We start from the raw sequence: 16,404 nt of genomic DNA, 5'->3' as shown, positions 1-16,404 counted from the left end.
TTAGCTGGAGCAGGATATCTCCAGATGCTTACCCCAGTCTGGCGGTAATGCCGCCAAATCGTTGTTATCCGGCTGTTCGTCAAACGGCCGACACAGCGCCTGATGCAGACGTGCAAGCACGCTGATGTCATCATTTTCCGCCCGTTCAATCGCCATTTGCGCCAGATAATTACGCAGAATATATTTTGGATTCGTCGCATTCATCAGCCGACGACGTTCTTCATCACCCTGATCTTCCTGCATCAGCCTCTGGCGGTAGGTAGCAAACCAGTTATCAAATGCTGCCCTGTCGATGAATTCATCACGGAGCGACGCACGCGATGCCTGCTTTTCGCTGTCCGCTAACAGCCGGAACGTGCGTGTGTAATCGCTGCCCTCTTTCTGCATCAGGCGCAATAGTCCGGCCAGCACATCATTATCGTCGGGACTCGCGGTAAATAGACCCAGCTTGGCACGCATCAGCGTGCCGTAGTGCTGCATCAGTGCTGGTTCATAGCGAGCAAGCGCACGCTCCAGCGTATCGGTATCCATCAGTCCCGACAGCGCCTGTGCCAGACGATGCAGATTCCACAGCCCAACCGCTGGCTGATTGTCAAACGCGTAACGCCCGCGATGGTCAGAATGATTGCAAATGAAGTCCGGCTGATAGGCATCTAAAAAGCCATAAGGGCCGTAGTCGATGGTCAGCCCCAGAATCGACATATTGTCCGTGTTCATGACACCGTGTGAGAACCCAACCGCCTGCCAGTGTGTAATCAGCCGGGCGGTACGTTCTACCACATCGCCAAACCACAGTTCATAACGGCGTTCGTCGTTTTCCCACTGCGGCCAATGACGGGCAATCACATACTCCACCAACTGACGCACTTTTTCCGGTTCACGACGGTAGTAGAAGTGTTCAAAATGACCGAAGCGTACATGGCTCTCTGCCACGCGCAGCAGCATAGCGCCCTTTTCTTCCTGCTCTCGCTGCACCAGATGTGTGCTGGTGACAATCGTCAACGCCCGTGTGGTGGGGATCCCCAGATAGTGCATTGCTTCCGAGGCGAGAAATTCACGTATCACCGAACGCAGCACGGCACGACCGTCACCCATGCGCGAATACGGCGTTAGCCCCGCGCCTTTCAGGTGCCAGTCCACACTACGTCCATCCGCCAACTGCTGCTCCCCCAGCAAGATGCCGCGCCCGTCACCCAATTGGCCCGCCCACATACCAAACTGATGGCCGCTATACACCTGTGCCAGCGGCTCCATTCCCGGCAGCAAACGTTCACCGCTCCAGACATTATCCTGTGCTGGCGTAAACCAGTCGGAAGATAAGCCGAGCTCCGCGGCCAAGCCTTCGCTGTGATAAAGCAGGCGAGCGCCATGCAACGGCGTCGGCGGTAGCGCGGTGTAAAAACCCGGCAGTTGATGAAAGTAGTGATTTTTGAATAACGGTGTTTGCTGCATCCTATCTCCCTAATGCCACCCTGTTCAGGTGAAGAGAGCCACACGCTCACGACACAACGACTAACGGGTATAGAGAAAGTGTAGAGGGATGGCAATGAAATTAACACGGAGGAAACACAGGGGTATTATTTCACGCCCCTATTCAGACAGCATCCTCCCTGGTCAGTTATATCAGCCGAGCGGTGCCATGCGCTGTTTAAGCCCATCAAAATGTACGGCTGGCCACATCTGTCCTTGAACAGCATCAATATTCAGTTGCCCAATTTTATTCAGGATTGCCATATTATTAATTTCCTTGGCGACGATACTGATGCCCGAATAACTGTTTTTAATCGTTCGTAGTAACGGCTCTATCATCAGCGTATTGGCTGGCCGCGATAAAAGCTGCCCAATAAACTGGCGATCCAGCTTCACACCACGCACTAACCCATCGTGTAAAGGTTTAAGCGTAGTCTTTCCAGAACCAAAATTATCCAGCCACAAAGGAAAGGATTGACTCAAATTCAGCAGTGCTGCGTTTTCTTTTCCCTGCGATAGCTGTGGAAAAAATTCATTAATTTCCAACAAGACAAAATCGAGACGCTTGATTTCACCGCGCAGTACGTCAGATTTAATTAAAATTTCTGTTATTTCACGACCTACCTTCAACACCAGTTGAACGTGGTTATCAATAAACCATGCGGATTTTTCTTTAATAAAAAGCAATTGTTCATGAACAAAATCATGCTTCTGGCTCGAATTTAACTGCGTGAGGAGAATATCGGCAGGCATGCTCAACTTGCCCGAAAGTCCATTAAAATGACTTATCATTTCAACAGCCAGTAATGTTCCATCCAACCTGAATATCGGCCAAAAAACATAGTCACTAATGTAATCAACAGCCAGATGGATGCGCATGATCCTGTACTACAGGGATGAAATAATAATCACATTACGTTATTATTATAAGTGAATCTACAGCATTCTCTCGCATACCGCACGGAAAGTACTTTTCTGCCATGCCGCCAGTCTATTCAGAGTCCGACCTTGCGAATGACTTTAATGGTGTGTGTTGTGCAATGACTTCCTGAAAGATCAGGTTTTGCCAACCGGGAAGCGATGAGGACGACGGTGTTTAATTATCATGAGTGTGATTATAACCGCGGGCGTCGGCATAGTACCTATGGCGGCCTGAGCCAGGAGCAATTTGCAAACCAGAACCTCGCTTAAGGCGGCGTCCACTTTACGCAGGTAAGATCATGATTCGGTTGCCCTAAGAACGAGGGCAACCGAAAAGCAGGACTTAAATCACCATATTCAGCAGCAGACAGCCAATCAGGCCACACACCGCAATAATGGTTTCCAACGCAGACCAGGACTTCATCGTTTCGACAATCGTCAGGTTGAAATACTCTTTAAACAGCCAGAAGCCTGGATCGTTCACGTGAGAGAAAATCACGCTGCCGGAACCCACTGCCAGCACCATCAATTCAGGGCTCACCCCAGTGATGGTCAGCAACGGCGCAACAATCCCGCCTGCGGTCATGGCCGCAACGGTCGCTGAACCCAGAGCCAGACGCAATGCCGCAGCAATCGCCCATCCCATCAGCAACGGCGACAGCGTACTGCCCGCCATCAGCGTTTCGATATACTTCGCAACGCCACCGTCCACCAAAATTTGCTTGAACGCACCACCACCACCAATAACCATCAACATCATGGCGATGATCTTGATGGAATCACTAACGGTATCCATGACCTGATCCATGCTACGACCGCGATTAAGCCCGAAGGTAAAAATCGCCACGATAACGGAAATCAGGGTCGCCATAACCGGATCGCCCAAAAACTCCGCGTAACCCAGTACCGGGTGGCCTTTTTGCAGCGTCATTTCTGCCACTGCACGACCCGTCATCAGAATAACAGGGATCAGGGTAGTGAATACGCTGATACCAAAGCTCGGCATCTCGTGGTCGGCAAACACTTTCGGATTGTGCAATCCGGCAGGAATGGGTTTATCGATACTTTTCAGGAAACGCGCATAAACCGGCCCTGCCAAAATCACAGTAGGGATAGCAATCAGGGTGCCGTAAAGCAGGGTCTTACCCATATCAGCTTTGAACAGAATAGCGATAGCGGTCGGGCCCGGATGCGGAGGCAACAGCGCGTGGGTTACTGATAACGCGGCAGCCATCGGTACACCGATAAACAGCAATGGAATTTGCGCCGCGGCCGCAATGGTAAACACCAGCGGCAACAACAACACAAAGCCAACTTCATAAAACAGCGCAAAGCCGACAGTAAAACCGGTTAAGACCACTGCCCACTGGATGCGATCCTTACCGAATTTATCGATAAGCGTCGTCGCAATACGCTGCGCACCGCCGCAATCTGCCAGCAGTTTGCCCAACATGGCGCCAAACCCCATGATCAGGGCCAGGCTGCCCAGCGTGCCGCCAACCCCATTTTTGATAGAGGTAATCACACCATTGACGTTAAATCCCCCCTGAGTGGTGTAGCCCAACGCCAAGCCGACGGCCAGCGACACCAGAATCAATGAAATGAACCCGTTCAATTTACAACGGATCATCAGCAGCAGCAGTAGGGCAACCCCAATTGCTACAATGATTAATGGCATAATAATTCTCCGATATAGGAATCGTACAGATGCTGTCGCTATTACAGTCAGATCTATAAAAGCTACGTTGACTTCAAGATAGCGTTCTTTTTATTACCTGGTAGCGCTTGCTACCGAGCTTTAGGAGCCAAAGCCTGGCATGCTGGAGTTGTACTTCACGCCCTCTATTATGCCATCGGTAATTTGTGATTTTTGTCACACCCCTACTTGTTACCGGTATCATGATACCGGTAACGTGATAAAATGCGAAACTACCAAGCAAGCTTAAATATTCATTTTGAGATAGAGATCAAACTATGGCAGGACAAAGCATCATCATCATGGGCGTATCTGGGTGTGGTAAATCCAGTGTGGGGGCTGCCATCGCGAGTTCGCTGGGCGCTAAATTCATCGACGGCGACGATCTACACCCGCGCGCCAACATTCAAAAAATGGCCAGCGGCCAGCCATTAGATGATAACGATCGTGCGCCGTGGCTTGAGCGTCTCAATGATGCCGCCTACAGCCTGCGCCATAAGAACGAAGTGGGCCTGATCGTCTGCTCTTCCTTAAAACGCCGCTATCGCGATCGTCTGCGTGAAGACAACCCAGAAATGCTGTTCCTTTATATGAAAGGTAGCTTTGACGTCATTCTGGAACGTCTCAAGGCGCGCGCTGGGCATTTCATGCCAACCGACCTGCTCAAAAGCCAATTCGACGCGCTGGAAGAACCGGCCGCTGATGAAACTGACGTGGTCAGCATCGACATCGATGGCGACTTTAATGAAGTAGTTGCGCGTGGCCTGGCAGCATTGCGCAATGCGGGCGTTGTCTCTCGCCGCTAGGGTTCAAATACTGCCGCCGTGCAGGATGGTGAAGCCCAAGTCCAATCGTTGCGGGGTAACAATTTCCCCGCGCAACCGGGACAACAGTCGCTCTGCCGCCACCTGCCCCATTCTTTCACGCGGCGTCAACACGCTGGCCAGCTTAGGTTCCATCGACTGGCCAATATCGTGTCCGTGAAAGCCCGCGATCGCCATTTGATCGGGGATGTGTAACCCTTGCCGTTGGCACTCGAAGGCGGCACCAATGGCGATATCATCGTTGGTGCAAAACAGGCTGTCGGTTTCCGGATAACGCTCGAGCGCTTCTTTCATCAGTTCGCCACCCAGACTGTAAGACGAGGGGCGATCGGTGCTGACATCACGCGGCACCAGCCCGGCCTCACGCATCGCCTGTTCATACCCTTGCATTTTAATCAGGGTACGTTCATCCAGACGCGAGCCGAGATAAACCGGAAAACGGTGCCCACGCGCCAGCAGTACCTGCGTCATCTGGTAGGCGGCTTCAAAATTGTTAAAACCCACGGCCAGATCGATACAGGGGGACTCGCTGTCCATGATTTCAATCACCGGAATGCCGGCCACTTCAATCATCTTGCGCGTGCGTTCCGTGTGAGAACGCTCAGAAAGGATCAGTCCATCAATGTTGTAGGAAAGCAGTGACGTCAAGCGCATCTCTTCACGCTCGGCATGGTAGCCATAGTGCGCCAGCATCGTCTGGTAGCCATGCGCATCCGTCACGCGCTCAATGCCGCGCAATACTTCAGCAAACACCTGATTGGTCAATGAAGGAAGCAGAACGCCAATCGCTCGGCTAGTGGCATTCGATAAAATCTCCGGTGCCCGGTTGGGTATGTACCCCAATTCATCCAGCGCAGCGGCAATTCTGTCGCGTAGCGTCGCCGATACCTTCTGCGGATCGCGTAAATAGCGGCTAATCGTCATTTTAGTGACGCCTACACAGTTGGCCACATCTTGTAAGCCTGGTCTTTTCTTCTTCATTTTCAATCAATTGAAATATTGTTGGCCGGTACTCTAGTGTAACAAAGAAAACCAACGCTGTCTGTGTACGGAGGTGACACGATGGCAACCCGTTCACAACCCGACCCTACATAACAATTAAATGATTAATAATGACAAACCCCCCCTTCCCCCTAGAACCTATCTCAGTAGGCGTTATTGGTGCAGCCAGTTTGGACTCGGACAGCGCGCAGACAACATGTAACGCATGTTGAACGGACGCTAGTCCGGCCCAACGGGGTTCAAACGCAATGGCGTTTGTGCGATCGCTGCCCAGGTTCAAAATGGCAAATGAAGTAGCCCTAATGAGATAGATTCTTATTGTTCATTTAAAAAATGTCATTATTCCAGGCACATTAACATCCATAAAAAATATTCAACGCAGCGCTTTGTAAAAAAACATTCCGCTACACATTAGTTAACTTCTATTTTTCATTCTTTAACCTTAAATAATACCTAGCCATAAAATGGCATTAAAAAAACAAACTATTTTTTATTTTTTCCATTATTATTTTAAATATTACCCCCCATCGCGATGATATCCTGATGTAGCACATTTTGCGTCTTTCTCACTAGCACACATCACAACGTGATCTTTATCACAAAATAATTTCCACCTTGGCTGAATCGAGTAAAGCGCCATCATAAAACTCATTGTTACCGGTATCATTTGAGTATATAGTGGTCTTAGCACCGTCAGGACGTCCTGATGAATGGCCTATTGGAGAGAACGATTAGCGGCAAAGATGAAAGTCTGAATCAAGTAAGGTTGCGATAACCCTATTCGCCGCCCTGAATACGCCCACGCTGTTTTACGGTATACACCGTATTAGAGGGCACTTTATTTATTGACGATCTCGTATCGTGCGTTTATTTGCACGAGGGTATTTATCATCTTAAAAAATAATAAAAACGCCCGATAGCCGCAGTAGCCACATTATTTCTTTCGACGTCATTGGCGTCCAATTTTAATTAAGCAAAGCATCAATGTTAAACACATGGGGCATAGCATGAATCCTATTGTTGCACGCGTCACCCAGAATATCCTGTCTCGTTCTCAGGCTGAACGTAGCCGTTATCTGGCACGGATTGCATTAGCCAAAAATAAAACCGTACACCGCTCCGAGCTTGCCTGCGGCAATCTGGCGCACGGCTTCGCCGCTTGCTCGCCAGAAGATAAAGCCGATCTAAAGAACATGATCAAAAGCAACATCGGCATTATTACGTCCTATAACGACATGCTCTCTGCCCATCAACCTTACGAACGTTACCCAGAACTGATCAAAAAGGCGTTGCACGCCATCGGTGCTGTCGGCCAGGTAGCAGGCGGTGTACCGGCCATGTGCGACGGCGTGACACAGGGGCAAGATGGCATGGAACTTTCACTGTTCAGCCGCGATCTGATCGCGATGTCAGCAGCGATCGGGTTGTCACACAATATGTTTGATGGCGCACTCTTTTTAGGCGTATGCGACAAGATTGTCCCTGGGTTGTTTATTGCCGCACTCTCTTTTGGCCACTTGCCTGCGGTTTTTGTGCCCGCAGGTCCGATGCGCACAGGCATTTCCAATAAAGAGAAAGTGCGTATCCGCCAACTGTATGCCGAAGGGAAAGTGGGCCGTGATGCGCTGCTGGAATCGGAAGCCAGCGCTTACCACGGTGCCGGCACTTGTACCTTTTACGGTACGGCCAATTCGAACCAGATGGTCATGGAGATCATGGGGCTGCATCTGCCCGGTTCCTCTTTTATCTACCCGGATATTCCGTTGCGCGATGTGTTAACTGAAGCCGCTGCACGTCAGGTCACACGAATGACAGAAAGTGCGGGAGATTACCTACCTGTAGGCAAATTGGTGGACGAAAAAGTGATCGTCAACGGTATCGTCGCTCTGCTGGCAACCGGTGGCTCCACTAACCACACCATGCATCTGGTGGCAATGGCGAAAGCGGCCGGTTTTACTGTCACTTGGGATGATTTCTCTGAACTATCCGAAGTCGTGCCACTGCTGTGTCGCATTTACCCTAACGGCCCTGGCGACATCAACTATTTTCAGGCCGCAGGCGGCGTATCACTGTTGGTGCGGGAATTACTGCGCGGTGGCTTGCTGCACGAAGACGTTCACACCGTAGCAGGTTTTGGCCTGCACCGTTACACCCAGGAACCGTTTCTGGAAGAGGGTAAACTGGTCTATCGCGAGGGGCCACAGATATCGCTGGATGCCGATGTGATTGCCACGCTGGAAGCCCCGTTCGCCAAACACGGCGGCACCAAGGTGCTTTCCGGCAATCTGGGCCGCGCGGTGATGAAAACCTCTGCTGTGCCGAGTGAAAGACAAACTATCGTCGCACCTGCCGTGGTCTTCAACGATCAAAATGATGTCGATGCCGCCTTTAAAGCCGGTCGGCTGGACAACGATTGTGTCGTTGTCGTGCGTTATCAGGGGCCGAGAGCGATAGGCATGCCGGAACTGCACAAACTGATGCCACCGCTCGGCGTCTTGATGGATAAAGGCATCAACATCGCGCTGGTGACGGATGGCCGCTTATCAGGCGCATCTGGCAAGGTGCCTGCTGCTATCCATGTCACACCGGAGGCCTACGTCGGGGGGTTGCTGGCAAAAGTCCAGGATGGCGATATGATCCGCGTTGACGGTATCAGCGGCGAAATCAGCCTGTTGGTCGATGAAGCCGAACTGGCACAGCGCCATCCCGAACAACCGGATTTATCCGCATCCCACGTAGGTATGGGGCGAGAGTTGTTTACCGCCTTGCGTGAGAACATTACCGGTGCAGAACAGGGAGCCAGTGCGATCCCCGACCGTTACGCGCACTGACTCAACAGGGAGCTACACAGTAGCGTTTTACGTACAAATTTCAGGCATGTAAACAAAGTAAGGAATTAGATGCGGCGGGCCTGCCAGTATGCTCGTTTCCAATATACGTTATCCAGCGACGAGCGGATGACGCCTTGGCTGGTGGAAGCGTGAATAAACTGGTCGTCTTTATCATAAATACCAACATGCAGCCCGCTGCTGCCGCTGCCCGTTTTGAAAAAAACCAAATCGCCCGGCAGCAAATTATCACGATCAATACGCTCACCCAGCTCAGTTTGTCCTTCCGTGGTGCGCGGTAGCTGCATGCCAAACTTATCACGAAACGTCAGGTAGACGAAACCGGAGCAATCGACGCCATTACGATCCAGACCGCCATAACGATAAGGCGTTCGGTACCATTGTCCCAGTTGATCGTTTAGCTGCACCATCACCATGATCGAATCGCTCAGACGCGCATTCGGCGGCGGATTATTATGCCGGCTGCTGCTACAGCCGACCAAAATCAGGCTGGCGAGGAGTAAACTGTATCGTAGGATCAAACCCTGTCGTAGAGAAAAACCAAGTCGTAAACGTATCATGCGCGATTACCATAAAACCGCCGGGGCCATAAACCTCTGGCGTTTGAAAATGCTAGGTATTGGATTAATTTAGCGTTTAATCAGGGTAACTGGCAAGTAAAGGTGATTTTTCCTATTTTCTGGAGACGCCTATTTTCTAACGATAAAGGTTAGGCGCTACGGGTGATAATCCAATTTCTGCCATCGACCACGTGCCGCTGAAACGCGACACCGAACACAGGAGACAGCACCTCAGGCAGCATGACATCCGCCGTCTCACCCTGCGCCACCAGCGAACCCGACGACAACAGCCACACGCGATCCGCATGGTGAGCGCTGTGATTGAGATCGTGTGCGCAAACCACGACAGCAATCCCCAAGCGACAGAGTTCGCTCAGTAACGAATCCAGCGCTACCTGCTGAGCCACATCCAGACTGTTGGTGGGTTCGTCCAGCAGCAGCAGACGCGCGTGCGGGTTAATCGTCGGCCAAATCTGTAACAGCGCCGCCGCCAGCCGAACGCGCTGCCACTCACCGCCCGATAGCTGCGTGAGCGGGCGCGCTAGCTTGTCGGTTAACATCAGGCGTTCCGCCAGAGAGTGCACCACCTTTTCAACCGCGTATTCTTGTGCCAGCGCCGGCTGGTGCCGTTGCCAATACTGAAACACTGGCATCAGCGCCAATGGCGGTTGCTGCTGCGCCAGATAGGCACGCCGCACGGCTAAATCCGCTGCCGTATACTGCGACAACGCTGTACCAGCCAGCAACACTTCACCTTCTCCCGTAAGTAGGCCCGCCGCTCTTGCCAGCAACGTGCTCTTTCCTGCGCCATTCGGGCCAATGATATGCAACAGTTCACCGCGATAAAATTCCGCAGTCGTTGGCGACAAACGCGGCAAGGCGCTAGCCTGCCGCAGTTGCAATACCGGGGAAGTCTGCTGAGTCAATTATTTTGCCAACGCCGCTTCTATCGCTTTGACGATGGTGTCATGGTCAGGCGACATATCCGGCGCAAAACGCTCAATCACGCGTCCGTCGCGATCGACCAGAAACTTCTCGAAATTCCACAGGATGTCTTCTGGATCCTTGGGTTTACGGCCTTTATTCACCAGTCGCGCGAAAAAGTCACTCTTCCAGGTACCGTTGGCTTCTGGTTGCTGACGAATCAGCAACTGATATAGCGGATGGCGGTTCTCACCGTTCACTTCAATTTTGCTGAACATCGGAAACTGAACGCCAAACGTCCCACGGCAGAATTCCTGAATCTCTGCTTCTGAACCCGGTTCCTGCCCCGCAAATTCATTGGAGGGAAAACCCAGCACGACCAAGCCTTGGTCGCGATAGGTTTCGTAGAGTTTTTCCAACGCATCGTATTGCTTAGTCAGGCCGCATTGAGAGGCGACATTGACAACTAAAGCAACCTGCCCTTTAAACGCTTCGAACGTTGTCGCTTTCCCATCGATGGTGGTCAGCGGAATAGCATAGATTTCAGTGCTCATCGTTTTGCTCCCTTTAGTGATAAAACCAGCGTTGATAAAACAAGAGTGGTAAAACAAAACGTATCGCTACAGCCGATTACGTAATAACAGCCAGATAAACCATGGCGATCCCAGCGTAGCGGTAACCACGCCTATCGGCAACTCGGCTGAACTCAGCGCAACGCGCGCGACCGTATCTGCCAGCAGCAGAACACCTCCACCAGCTAGCGCACATCCGGTCAATAAATAACGCTGATCGGTCAGTCCACACAGTCGCAACATGTGAGGGATCACCAATCCAATAAACGCAATAATACCAGCCAGTGCCACACTCAGCCCGACCTGTACGCCCATAACCAGCACGAAAATGGTACGCCAACGGTAGACTGGAATACCCAATTGGCGCGCCTGAATCTCGCCCAGCGTCAACCCGTTCAACACCGTGCCCTGACGACTTAGCCACAGCAACAGCGGCAATAGCGTCAACATCAACCAACCGTGCCGCCAGTCAATGCCGCTGAAACCGCCCATCATCCAGTACATCAATTGGCGTAAATCGAGGCTGGTACTGAAATAGACCGCCCAGGTCATCACCGCGCTACAAATAATTCCCAGCGCAATGCCAATGAGTAACAAACGGGTATTGGAAATATGACGACGGGCAAAATGGAGTAATAGAAAGGTAATCAGCAGCGCACCGGCAATGGCGCTCAGGCTTAACATCCAGACAGGCAACAGTCCCTGCCCCAGCAGCACCGTCAACACTAAGGCGACGCCTGCGCCGTTCGCAACACCCAACAGCCCCGGTTCAGCCAACGGATTATCAAAGACGGCCTGCATGACCGTACCTGACATGGCCAGACTGGCACCCACCAGCATGACGGCCAGCGTTCTGGGTAATCGCAGTTGCCAGACAAAGAGTTGCTGAGCGTCATCCAGCCAGGCTGTCGGCCAAATCCAGCGTTCTCCGGCGCACAGACTGACAACCAGCGTGAGCACGAGAAACGCCGACAGCAGTGCCAGACTCCGACGATCGCGCCTGCACTGCTGTTGTTTTAGCTGGCTGTAATGGGGCAACTGCGCCGCGTGTTTCAGCGTGACATCACCCGGCGAAAATGGCTGCATTGTTCACCGTAACAAGGAGTCCAGCGCAATGAAAAGAGCGCAATAAAGAGAGTCCACCGTAACAATAGCAACTGCACGGAGCATCTCTACACATTGTCACGTATGTTAAACGATTTCGCCTGCCTTACACGCTTTTTCCTTGTTACCGCGACGCGTTCAAAAGGAATATGGCCATTACTTGGTACTGCACACCGCAATATAGTTAAGCTGGTTTCGATTACGGCGGAAGGTATGAAACATGTTGAAGAACATGCTGCGATTCTCTTTTTTCAGCGCATTTTTTACGATACGCGCCGCACCAACCACACCTTCATCATAAATCAGCCCTTGTGGCGTCAGCAGCGTCATCGCACCGTTATCATAGTTGACCTTGCTAAAACCACACTCCTGAAACAGCGTAACCCAGCGTTCACGCAGCATAGGCTGAGCGTGTACGTTGATCGCTTTATGCATCTGCTCCACCGCCTGCAATGCCCCGGTATCTTTCTCGGAAAGCAGCATGATATCGTGGGTGATCAGACGGCCGCCCGGCTTTAGCACGCGATAATATTCAGCAATAATGCGGCTCTTGGCCTTGTCGGCATACATCGTCAGCATGGCTTCATTAATCACTACGTCAAAGTGATTATCGGGAAACGGCAGTTCCAGCGCATTTGCCTGCATAATCGTGACCTGCGAGGCCAAACCGTTCGCTGCCACATTTTCCTGCGCCTTCTGTAGCGCCACTTTATCCATATCAGCACCAATGACCTGACAGCCAAAACGGCGTGCGATCTCCATCGCCGTGGTGCCCATATTGCAGGCAACTTCCAGTACTACGCTGTCTTCCCTGAACCCAGCCTGACTGAGCAACCATTCGGTTGCCTTTCTGCCGCCGGGGCGCAAACGCTTTTTCCCCAAGCGGGCTAAAAATTTATGTCCTGCCTCATGATCGCTCATACTGTCACTCCTTAATTCTGTGTTATCGCATTCGCTATTTACTGCGTTTTCAGCGTCTTCAACATGGTCAACAACATACGTGACGACTGCTGTGCATCAACGGCATGAGGGATATTGGCAGGCATACGTACCAGCGTGCCGGGCTGTGCGACGACAGGCTCACCCCCGATCGTCAGCAATAATTCACCTTCAAGTACCATAACCAGTGCATCATAAGGTGCGCTGTGTTCGCTCAACCCCTGCCCTTGGTCGAAGGCAAACAGCGTAACATTGCCGCCGTCGGTACGGGCCAACACGCGACTGGCGATACCGTGTTCTGTTGGGGTAATCAATTCATGGAGAACCAGCGCCTGTGCTGCCGGAAGAGTATTGTCTTTCATGGAAACGCTCCGCTATTTTCGATTCAGCGCGCCGTGATTTTGCTTGCTGAATTCATGCAAGTGATTATTATTTTCATTTACCAGCTTAATGGTAATACCAGCCTCTGGGAGGGCAAATGACATTTGTCAAAAAGGCGCTATCGCCCGATGAATACGGCGACGTGCTGTTTCAGCATGACTGGATGCGCGGTGAATCCAGCGACGTAGTGTGCGAGCTACTGGCCAAAAGCGAGCGCCTGTTTTTCCAGCAGGATGATGTTCTGTTTCGCGAAGGTGACAAAATGCAGCACTGTTTGCTAGTTGAAACGGGAAAATTACAGGCTTTTCGCCATACCTATGGCGGAGATGAGAAAATTTTCGGGCAGTTTGAACGCGGTGAATTTGTCGCTATTGCTGCCGTCTTTATGGATCACGGCCGCTTCCCGATGAACATCCGCGCGCTGAGCGACGGCCACACGCTGATGATCCCACGGCAGGATATTCACCAGTTTTGTTTGCAACGTCCCGAACTGGCGCTGCGTTTGCTGAATTATCTAGGCAAAAAGCTCTACTCGACGATCAACCAAATCGACTGGCTGACCTCCAGCTCCGCACCACAGCGTCTGGCAGATTATCTGCTGCGGCAGCATCACATTCAGCAAACTCAACACCTGACATTGCCAGTGAGCCGGGGTCAGCTCGCCACATCATTGGGGATGCGCAGTGAAACATTGAGTCGATTGATGTCTGACTGGAAGCGGCAAGGCCACATTACCTATCGAGGCCATCAGGTGGAATTGTGCGATCTGATTTATCTGAAAGCGTTGGCAGCCGAAGCCAGACGAACATTCTGACAGGAATAATCTGTGGTGCTAAGGCTTTGTAAGATGAAGCATAAAGGGCGAATAGAACAACGGTCGTTATACTCTAAATAATTCAAGTTTCAGGAAGGCGGCAAGGGAAGGAATCCCGATGAGCTTACTAAAGTAAGTGATTCGGGTGAGTGAACGCAGCCAACGCACATGCAACTTGAAGTATGACGAGTATATACATTTTGACAATTGTCATTCCCGTATTACCGGATTATCGACTACGCTTAGCTTACATTAATGAGAATAACTCTCATTAACATAATTATCTCATTAACATCGTAATGAGATATCGTGAGGGTAACGCTATGCTGGGCTTTTTCCGACGAGCACTGTCACATCATGGAATATTGTCACGCGACAACAGTCAGCCGCCGCATCCGCAGACGGCCTCGCCGACAGAAACCGCTGCGTATGCTCGCTGTAGCGAGAGTGAATATTGTTTCTTTAACCACGCTGCCATGTTGCCTTTCGATCAGCTTGACGAATGTTGCTGTGGCAACGATCGGCATGAGAAAACGCCATCGTCATACGATTCATGACGTTTTCACGTTTTGCTGACGCTTAAAATTTGATGCTTTTGCCACGCGTCAGCCAGGCACCGACAAACTCGGGTACCACGGCACTCGCAGGACCGTAGATTTTTTCATCAAACTGGCTTTCTACCTGACTGGGTTCTAAATTCAGCTCCAGCGTGTAGGCACCGTGCGAGTGGGCTTCATGGACAAAGCCAGCGGCGGGATAGACATGCCCCGACGTGCCAATCGCAATAAAGTAATCCGCCTGCGACAGTGCGTGGTAAATTTTGTCCATGTGCAACGGCATTTCACCAAACCACACCACATGCGGGCGTAACGGCGCGGGAAATTGACAGCAGTGGCAGCGTTCACCGGCAGCGAGATCGTCCGTCCACTCAAAAATCTGCCCACTTTGGCTACAGCGTATTTTCAGTAGCTCACCGTGCATATGAATGACGCGCCGGCTGCCAGCACGTTCATGCAGATTATCGATGTTCTGTGTGATCAGTTGGAAGTTATCTTCTAGCATCGCTTCCAGATTGGCCAACGCCAGATGTGCGGCATTCGGCACAATTTCCGGCTGCTGTAGTTGACGGCGACGGGCGTTATAAAATTCCTGCACCAGTTCAGGGTCACGCTGAAAACCTTCTGGCGTTGCGACATCCTCAACGCGATGTTCTTCCCACAGGCCATCGGCCGCACGGAAGGTACGAATGCCCGATTCTGCTGAAATGCCAGCGCCCGTCAGTACCACAACACGCGGCTTTTTCATTTCGCTTGCAGCCAGATAATCACGATGGAAAATACGCGCCCGAAGACGCTGTTGCCGCATACGCTTTCCCTTGTGAAAACGTCCTAATCGTTGACGCGTATACATACTTACTCCAGCTAGTTATCCATTATGTGTAGCAATGCTGCGCCACGTACACCACCCGCATCGCCATGACGCGCTTTCTCTATACGTGGCAGTTGCGCAATCGGTAAAAGTCGTGCAGGAAGACGCGTCGGTAAAATTTGATAAATTTCGTCAAAATTCGACAAGCCGCCGCCCAATACCAACAAATGTGGATCGAACAAGGTCAGCAGATTGCCCAGACAGGCCGCCAGCAAATCCATAAAACGGTCGACAAACTCCCGCGCTTTTTCTTCTCCGCCACGATAGTGCCGGATGATAGTGACAGCAGGTAGGGTTTCACCATACAAATGTTCGTATAGCCATTCAAAACCGCGACCGGAAATATAATTTTCGATACAGCCTGATTGCCCGCAGCCGCACTTCACGCGCGGAATATCCACGCCGATAATATCCAACGCGTCTGACGGCAAGCGGAGATGGCCGAACTCACCCGCGATGCCGTTACGCCCGTCCACCGGACGCCCGTTAATCACCAGCCCGCCGCCCAACCCTGTGCCCAAAATTACCCCTAATACGACAGGATAGGAACGGAACTCCGCATCCCAAGCTTCAGACAGCACAAAACAGTTGGCATCGTTGCTGATACGAACGTCACGCTGTAAGCGCTGCGACAAGTCAACGCGCAGCGGTTTTCCCATCGTCGCAGGTAGGTTGGCGGTGAATAGCGCCCCGCTCTCATTCTGGATACCCGGTACGCCGATACCCACGCTCCCCTGCATGCCAACCTGAGCATCGGCCTCACGCACCAGATCGACCAGCGTAGTGAGCAGATCATCATAATTATTGCGCGGGGTCGGCACCCGCTTTTGCCACACTTTATTCAACGTAGCGTCGAACACGCCTAACTCAATTTTCGTGCCGCCCATGTCAAAACCGTAGTACATGACCGCTCCTTAGGG

The 16,404-nt window shown here is 51.7% G+C and carries 16 protein-coding genes and 1 pseudogene; 5 read left to right on the top strand and 12 right to left on the bottom strand.

Annotation, left to right across the window (positions count from 1 at the left end):
• Positions 1–1,452, bottom strand: coding sequence for a protein adenylyltransferase SelO (locus A8F97_RS04805; RefSeq protein WP_033071667.1), 1,452 nt, complete (start codon positions 1,450–1,452; stop codon positions 1–3).
• Positions 1,453–1,623: 171 nt separating this feature from the next.
• Positions 1,624–2,349: an EAL domain-containing protein gene (locus tag A8F97_RS04800; RefSeq protein ID WP_014700382.1), complete on the bottom strand. Its 726-nt coding sequence runs from the start codon at positions 2,347–2,349 to the stop codon at positions 1,624–1,626.
• A 183-nt stretch (positions 2,350–2,532) separates the two neighbouring features.
• Between A8F97_RS04800 and A8F97_RS22960 the strand changes: the two are divergent.
• Positions 2,533–2,661, top strand: a pseudogene (locus A8F97_RS22960) (IS3 family transposase); the annotation flags it as partial.
• Between the two features lie 73 nt (positions 2,662–2,734).
• Here A8F97_RS22960 and gntT read toward each other — a convergent pair.
• A complete protein-coding gene (gene gntT / locus A8F97_RS04795) occupies positions 2,735–4,069 on the bottom strand; it encodes a gluconate transporter (RefSeq protein ID WP_011093411.1) in 1,335 nt (444 codons plus the stop codon).
• A gap of 296 nt (positions 4,070–4,365) precedes the next feature.
• On the opposite strand from gntT, the gene A8F97_RS04790 reads away from it, so the two are divergent.
• Entirely contained in the window at positions 4,366–4,893 is a 528-nt protein-coding gene (locus A8F97_RS04790) for a gluconokinase (protein ID WP_014700383.1), read from the top strand.
• Between the two features lie 3 nt (positions 4,894–4,896).
• Here A8F97_RS04790 and gntR read toward each other — a convergent pair whose 3' ends face one another.
• On the bottom strand, positions 4,897–5,892 hold the full coding sequence (gntR, locus tag A8F97_RS04785; protein ID WP_025918578.1) for a gluconate operon transcriptional repressor GntR: 996 nt from the start codon (positions 5,890–5,892) through the stop codon (positions 4,897–4,899).
• Positions 5,893–6,920: 1,028 nt separating this feature from the next.
• On the opposite strand from gntR, the gene edd reads away from it, so the two are divergent.
• Entirely contained in the window at positions 6,921–8,744 is a 1,824-nt protein-coding gene (gene edd, locus A8F97_RS04780; RefSeq protein WP_033071668.1) for a phosphogluconate dehydratase, read from the top strand.
• Between the two features lie 65 nt (positions 8,745–8,809).
• Here edd and A8F97_RS04775 read toward each other — a convergent pair whose 3' ends face one another.
• The 6 genes from A8F97_RS04775 to A8F97_RS04750 all read right to left on the bottom strand — a co-directional run bounded on the left by A8F97_RS04775 (position 8,810) and on the right by A8F97_RS04750 (position 13,223).
• Entirely contained in the window at positions 8,810–9,322 is a 513-nt protein-coding gene (locus tag A8F97_RS04775) for a C40 family peptidase (protein WP_082218632.1), read from the bottom strand.
• A gap of 149 nt (positions 9,323–9,471) precedes the next feature.
• Entirely contained in the window at positions 9,472–10,248 is a 777-nt protein-coding gene (gene btuD / locus A8F97_RS04770) for a vitamin B12 ABC transporter ATP-binding protein BtuD (protein ID WP_033071669.1), read from the bottom strand.
• Positions 10,249–10,800, bottom strand: a complete 552-nt coding sequence (locus A8F97_RS04765) for a glutathione peroxidase (RefSeq protein WP_015730720.1) — start codon at positions 10,798–10,800, stop codon at positions 10,249–10,251. It lies immediately after the preceding gene.
• 66 nt (positions 10,801–10,866) lie between these two features.
• Positions 10,867–11,904: a vitamin B12 ABC transporter permease BtuC gene (gene btuC, locus A8F97_RS04760; protein WP_033071670.1), complete on the bottom strand. Its 1,038-nt coding sequence runs from the start codon at positions 11,902–11,904 to the stop codon at positions 10,867–10,869.
• Positions 11,905–12,078: 174 nt separating this feature from the next.
• Positions 12,079–12,843 carry a class I SAM-dependent methyltransferase gene (locus tag A8F97_RS04755; protein ID WP_014700390.1) on the bottom strand — a complete coding sequence of 255 codons (765 nt, stop codon included), beginning with the start codon at positions 12,841–12,843 and terminating at the stop codon, positions 12,079–12,081.
• 38 nt (positions 12,844–12,881) lie between these two features.
• Positions 12,882–13,223, bottom strand: a complete 342-nt coding sequence (locus tag A8F97_RS04750; protein WP_015730722.1) for a cupin domain-containing protein — start codon at positions 13,221–13,223, stop codon at positions 12,882–12,884.
• A gap of 116 nt (positions 13,224–13,339) precedes the next feature.
• On the opposite strand from A8F97_RS04750, the gene A8F97_RS04745 reads away from it, so the two are divergent.
• Positions 13,340–14,056, top strand: coding sequence for a Crp/Fnr family transcriptional regulator (locus A8F97_RS04745; RefSeq protein ID WP_014700392.1), 717 nt, complete (start codon positions 13,340–13,342; stop codon positions 14,054–14,056).
• 323 nt (positions 14,057–14,379) lie between these two features.
• Positions 14,380–14,613 (top strand): hypothetical protein, encoded by a 234-nt coding sequence (locus A8F97_RS22955; RefSeq protein ID WP_014700393.1) that lies wholly within the window; start codon positions 14,380–14,382, stop codon positions 14,611–14,613.
• A 22-nt stretch (positions 14,614–14,635) separates the two neighbouring features.
• On the opposite strand, the gene cobB is transcribed toward A8F97_RS22955, so the two are convergent.
• Both cobB and nagK read right to left on the bottom strand, forming a co-directional pair.
• Entirely contained in the window at positions 14,636–15,466 is an 831-nt protein-coding gene (gene cobB, locus A8F97_RS04740) for a Sir2 family NAD+-dependent deacetylase (protein WP_015730724.1), read from the bottom strand.
• Positions 15,467–15,477: 11 nt separating this feature from the next.
• Positions 15,478–16,389: an N-acetylglucosamine kinase gene (gene nagK / locus A8F97_RS04735; protein WP_015730725.1), complete on the bottom strand. Its 912-nt coding sequence runs from the start codon at positions 16,387–16,389 to the stop codon at positions 15,478–15,480.
• Positions 16,390–16,404 lie beyond the last annotated feature (15 nt).

The sequence above is a fragment of the Pectobacterium parmentieri genome (genome assembly GCF_001742145.1).
Taxonomy (GTDB): Bacteria; Pseudomonadota; Gammaproteobacteria; order Enterobacterales; family Enterobacteriaceae; genus Pectobacterium; species Pectobacterium parmentieri.
The sequence above is the reverse complement of the archived record's forward strand: the minus strand, read 5'-3'. Positions and strand labels throughout refer to the sequence as shown.

Excerpts from the sequence above, each read along its gene's own strand:
- A8F97_RS04755 (WP_014700390.1), bottom strand. The coding sequence starts at position 12,843 with ATGAGCGATCATGAGGCAGGACATAAATTTTTAGCCCGCTTGGGGAAA.
- gntT (WP_011093411.1), bottom strand. The coding sequence starts at position 4,069 with ATGCCATTAATCATTGTAGCAATTGGGGTTGCCCTACTGCTGCTGCTG.
- A8F97_RS04750 (WP_015730722.1), bottom strand. The coding sequence starts at position 13,223 with ATGAAAGACAATACTCTTCCGGCAGCACAGGCGCTGGTTCTCCATGAA.
- nagK (WP_015730725.1), bottom strand. The coding sequence starts at position 16,389 with ATGTACTACGGTTTTGACATGGGCGGCACGAAAATTGAGTTAGGCGTG.
- gntR (WP_025918578.1), bottom strand. The coding sequence starts at position 5,892 with ATGAAGAAGAAAAGACCAGGCTTACAAGATGTGGCCAACTGTGTAGGC.
- edd (WP_033071668.1), top strand. The coding sequence starts at position 6,921 with ATGAATCCTATTGTTGCACGCGTCACCCAGAATATCCTGTCTCGTTCT.
- A8F97_RS04790 (WP_014700383.1), top strand. The coding sequence starts at position 4,366 with ATGGCAGGACAAAGCATCATCATCATGGGCGTATCTGGGTGTGGTAAA.
- btuC (WP_033071670.1), bottom strand. The coding sequence starts at position 11,904 with ATGCAGCCATTTTCGCCGGGTGATGTCACGCTGAAACACGCGGCGCAG.
- A8F97_RS04805 (WP_033071667.1), bottom strand. The coding sequence starts at position 1,452 with ATGCAGCAAACACCGTTATTCAAAAATCACTACTTTCATCAACTGCCG.
- A8F97_RS04765 (WP_015730720.1), bottom strand. The coding sequence starts at position 10,800 with ATGAGCACTGAAATCTATGCTATTCCGCTGACCACCATCGATGGGAAA.
- A8F97_RS04745 (WP_014700392.1), top strand. The coding sequence starts at position 13,340 with ATGACATTTGTCAAAAAGGCGCTATCGCCCGATGAATACGGCGACGTG.
- A8F97_RS04800 (WP_014700382.1), bottom strand. The coding sequence starts at position 2,349 with ATGCGCATCCATCTGGCTGTTGATTACATTAGTGACTATGTTTTTTGG.
- cobB (WP_015730724.1), bottom strand. The coding sequence starts at position 15,466 with ATGTATACGCGTCAACGATTAGGACGTTTTCACAAGGGAAAGCGTATG.
- A8F97_RS22955 (WP_014700393.1), top strand. The coding sequence starts at position 14,380 with ATGCTGGGCTTTTTCCGACGAGCACTGTCACATCATGGAATATTGTCA.
- A8F97_RS04775 (WP_082218632.1), bottom strand. The coding sequence starts at position 9,322 with ATGATACGTTTACGACTTGGTTTTTCTCTACGACAGGGTTTGATCCTA.